Source organism: Staphylococcus sp. GDX7P312P (assembly GCF_008385775.1).
GTDB classification, from domain to species: domain Bacteria; phylum Bacillota; class Bacilli; order Staphylococcales; family Staphylococcaceae; genus Staphylococcus; species Staphylococcus haemolyticus.
On sequence record NZ_VUKI01000038.1, the window covers coordinates 1 to 3,761 of the forward strand.

A 3,761-nucleotide genomic window follows, 5' to 3' on the forward strand; every position below is an offset into this window, starting at 1 on the left:
ATATGAGGATCATCGATCCTAAATATTGACCTATATAAATATCCCTATATTCTTTTCTAGTCTTTGCTCTTGCAAAAAATATTAATAGTATTACTAATAAGTCTACTGCAGTAGCAATGTAAAGTATTGCCGCAGTTACAATAGTCTGAACCATAGAGCACCTCATTCAAATGTATATTTGAATGAATTGTATCATATATTGTATACTTTATGAATAATTATTACGAATCGAAAAGCGAAACTTAACTGATTATAGGGATTGTATGTGCAAAACGAGTTATTTATATATTTATTGATAATAAGATTTAAAATAATTTTAGTTTGTCAGTTCCTTGCAATTTGTTTTTTAGCAATATCACTAACAAGGGGAAGCATATCATAAATGATGCGGTTTTTTAATGATTGATAAAATGTATTGTACAATATTTATGATTGATTAATAGTTTATTATATTTGAATTAAAAAATATTATGTAGAAAAAGAAGGCCTAGATGAATACTTAGCAAAGAGTATTTTTAAAAGCAAGGGAGATGATTTTATGGGCATTAATATTCAACGTTTTGAAGAAAAGGATGCTGAGGAAATTGTTAAGCTAATTCATCGAGCAATGTTTGAAACGAACATCTTTGATTATTCTAAAGAAGACTTGGTAAAAGATGCTGAGAATATAACTGTGCCATCAATCATCGAAAGAGCTTCTTGGACTCACTTTTATGTATTTAGAGATGAGGAGACGATCATTGCGACAGGTGCAATTGGTCCCTATTGGGATAGTCTAACAGAGAGTAGTTTTTTCACTATTTTTGTTTTACCTGAATACCAAGGTAGAGGGATTGGAAAACTTATTATTAATACATTGGAAGACGATGAGTTTTATAAGAGAGCTAGCCGGATAGAAATACCAGCATCAATTACTGCAGTTCCTTTTTATCAGAAGTTTGGCTATAACTTCAAGGATGGAGTTAGTAATGCTGATGAGGAAGGTATAGTAAGAATGGAGAAAAAACTTTGCGACTTAAATTAACGTTACAAGTTAAGTGATTTTTAGTAAAATTATTAGTCGGATTTACAGATAAAAAGTAATAAATATACTATGTTAAAAAAAAGTTCGTTATTTATCTAGTATAAAATAACGCGTCCAATATTAATTATTATTAAATTTTGATATATTTAAAGAAAGATTAAGTTTAGGGTGGATGAATGAATGGCTTATCAAAATGAATATGTAATAAAACATGAAGTAATACAACAACTTGAGAGCTTAGACTATGAACGAGCAAACATACATAATGTAAAATCAGAAATCAATATATGCCTCAATAAAAAACTAGGAGTGTTAAAATATGATTGAACAAACTAATACTCCAAAACTCAGGTTTCCAGAATTTAAAAATGAATGGTCTTATGATTTATTGAGTGATGTTGTAACTAACAAAAGTAAAAAATTTGATCCTAAAAAAGAAGAAGCTACAAAAGATATTGAATTAGACAGTATCGAGCAAAATACTGGTCGATTACTTGATACATATATATCTAATGACTTTACAAGTCAAAAGAATAAATTTAAAAAGGGTAATGTCTTATATAGCAAGCTAAGACCTTATTTAAATAAATACTACTATGCCACAATAGATGGTGTATGTTCATCTGAAATATGGGTGTTAAACACACTAAATAAAGATGTCCTAGTTAACAAGTTTCTTTATTATTTTATACAAACCAATAGATTTAGCAGTGTGACTAACAAATCCGCAGGTTCAAAAATGCCACGTGCTGATTGGGAGTTAGTAAAAAATATTAGATTATACAAAGGATCAATTAAAGAACAAGAAAAGATTGGGTATTTTTTTAGCAAACTCGACCAACATATTGAATTAGAAGAGAAAAAATTAAAATTATTAGAACAACAAAAGAAAGGCTATATACAAAAGATTTTTTCTCAAGAGTTAAGATTTAAAGATGAAAATGGAAATAATTATCCCAATTGGGAAATGAAGAAGTTAGGTAATATCGCCAACATTGTAGGTGGAGGAACACCGAGTACGAAAAAAAGTGAATATTGGGATGGCGATATAAATTGGTTTTCACCAGTTGAAATAGGAGATAAGGAATTTGTGAGTACTAGTCAAAGAAGAATAACTGAAAAAGGACTAGAAAAAAGTTCAGCAAAGATGCTTCCAATAGGCACAGTGTTATTTACTTCAAGAGCAGGCATAGGAAAAACAGCTATACTCTCTAAAGAAGCGACTACTAATCAAGGATTTCAATCAATAGTGCCAAAAGAGAACGATTTAGATTCATATTTTTTATATTCAATGACGAGTATTTTAAAAAGAAATGCTGAAAAAGTAGGAGCAGGATCAACATTTTCTGAAGTGTCAAGAAAACAGATGGAACAAATAAAGTTGCTAATTCCAATATTAAAGGAACAAAAACAAATAGCACGATTGTTTCAGATAATTAATAGAAAGATTAATAAGCAGATACATAAAATTGAGTTATTAAAACAACGAAAAAAAGGATTACTACAAAAGATGTTCGTTTGATACTGATAAAGACCTATTATGTTAACTAAAAGGAGAGACGTATTAATGAAAGATGAAAATTTAGACATTTTTATGTCAATGCTAGTTGACATTTCCTTAAAAGCTAAGCAATTTAGATTTTTAAACCAAGAAAAAGAAAAGATAGAAAAAATACTGGAATTATTGGTTTGTAAAGAACAAATTATATTTTTAGGGAATACTTCTGCAAGTAACAAACCTTATTTGTATCTTATTCCTGAATATTATTCATTAACAAAAGAACTCATAGATAAGATAAATACAAATTTCGATTTGTATACCATTGAAAATAATCTGTATCACAAAGTTCGAATGAATGATTCAGGCATATTAGTGAAAATTCCTATTGACCAGGATAGTTTTGATATAACAGAAAAAAGTAGATATGTCTCAAATGAACTGGTAGTATAACAAATCTATTAACTTTCATTTATAATTAAAAAATATAAGAAATTAGAAAAAACAAAAAATAAATTTAAGAGCATCCCTCACCGCTAAGTGAAGGATGCTCTAGTTTTATTAGAATATAGTTTTCATTTTAATAGATAATGGTTAATAATTGTCTGTAAATCATTATTAAGTACCGTTGTTATAGAGTCATCATCCATAAAATCATCATAGATTTTATCCAATATTTCCTCATCTTTAATTGCTGCGAAATGATGTACTAGTCCTTTTACAATTGAAATATAATTTTGCGATGCTAAGCAATTAGCAACCGTTCGCCAGTCTGAGTGTGTGGTTTCATGGTTCATAGATAATCCTCCTTTTATTTTAAAGTCCATTTTTGACGTGCTTTAGGGTTAAGTGGATGCATAATTTCATTTGTTGCTGGGTTTATAAGCTTTTTAATTTTCTTTTTGTGAGGCTTCAACATTTCCATCACTTGCTCAACACGTTCGACGACAACAGGTCGTTTCGCATAAGCACCATAAGCAAGAATCACTGTTTCACTTTCACTTATCGCTTTCATCAAGTGAATGTCGGTGTGTTCATCGTATGGCTCGTTGATATGTTTGAGATTTTCTGGACTTTTAATATTAGAGAATAGATTTACAAGATATACAGCACCGTATCGTTCTGAATTAGCTAATTGGTTGAGGATAAGAACAGTTGTGAGATCGAGTGATAATACAACATCTAAATGAGGATACATAGTTATCACTGTACAAGCGGGTTTCTTTTCATCCCAAGTTT

Annotated in this window: 7 protein-coding genes; 4 read left to right on the forward strand and 3 right to left on the reverse strand. The window is 29.5% G+C overall.

What is annotated here, in order from left to right; genetic code table 11:
* Positions 1-154: cadmium resistance transporter (locus F1592_RS10640; protein WP_317450609.1), on the reverse strand; the 154-nt coding region annotated here is incomplete at its 3' end.
* 384 nt (positions 155-538) lie between these two features.
* Here F1592_RS10640 and F1592_RS10645 point away from each other — a divergent pair.
* The 4 genes from F1592_RS10645 to F1592_RS10660 all read left to right on the forward strand — a co-directional run bounded on the left by F1592_RS10645 (position 539) and on the right by F1592_RS10660 (position 2,975).
* A complete protein-coding gene (locus F1592_RS10645) occupies positions 539-1,024 on the forward strand; it encodes a GNAT family N-acetyltransferase (RefSeq protein WP_037570011.1) in 486 nt (161 codons plus the stop codon).
* Between the two features lie 180 nt (positions 1,025-1,204).
* The gene (locus F1592_RS10650) at positions 1,205-1,351 is read left to right on the forward strand and encodes a restriction endonuclease subunit R (RefSeq protein ID WP_149809827.1); all 147 of its coding nucleotides are present in this window, start codon (positions 1,205-1,207) and stop codon (positions 1,349-1,351) included.
* Positions 1,344-2,546 carry a restriction endonuclease subunit S gene (locus F1592_RS10655; RefSeq protein ID WP_149809826.1) on the forward strand — a complete coding sequence of 401 codons (1,203 nt, stop codon included), beginning with the start codon at positions 1,344-1,346 and terminating at the stop codon, positions 2,544-2,546. The genes F1592_RS10650 and F1592_RS10655 overlap by 8 nt, the downstream gene beginning before the upstream one ends.
* A gap of 45 nt (positions 2,547-2,591) precedes the next feature.
* Complete coding sequence (locus F1592_RS10660; RefSeq protein ID WP_103365504.1) at positions 2,592-2,975, forward strand: hypothetical protein; 384 nt, start codon at positions 2,592-2,594, stop codon at positions 2,973-2,975.
* Between the two features lie 122 nt (positions 2,976-3,097).
* Here the strand turns inward: F1592_RS10660 and F1592_RS10665 are convergent, their stop codons facing one another.
* Positions 3,098-3,319: a hypothetical protein gene (locus tag F1592_RS10665; RefSeq protein ID WP_070508389.1), complete on the reverse strand. Its 222-nt coding sequence runs from the start codon at positions 3,317-3,319 to the stop codon at positions 3,098-3,100.
* 14 nt (positions 3,320-3,333) lie between these two features.
* A partial coding sequence (locus tag F1592_RS10670; RefSeq protein WP_149814177.1) for a DUF1643 domain-containing protein occupies positions 3,334-3,761 on the reverse strand: 428 nt, incomplete at its 5' end.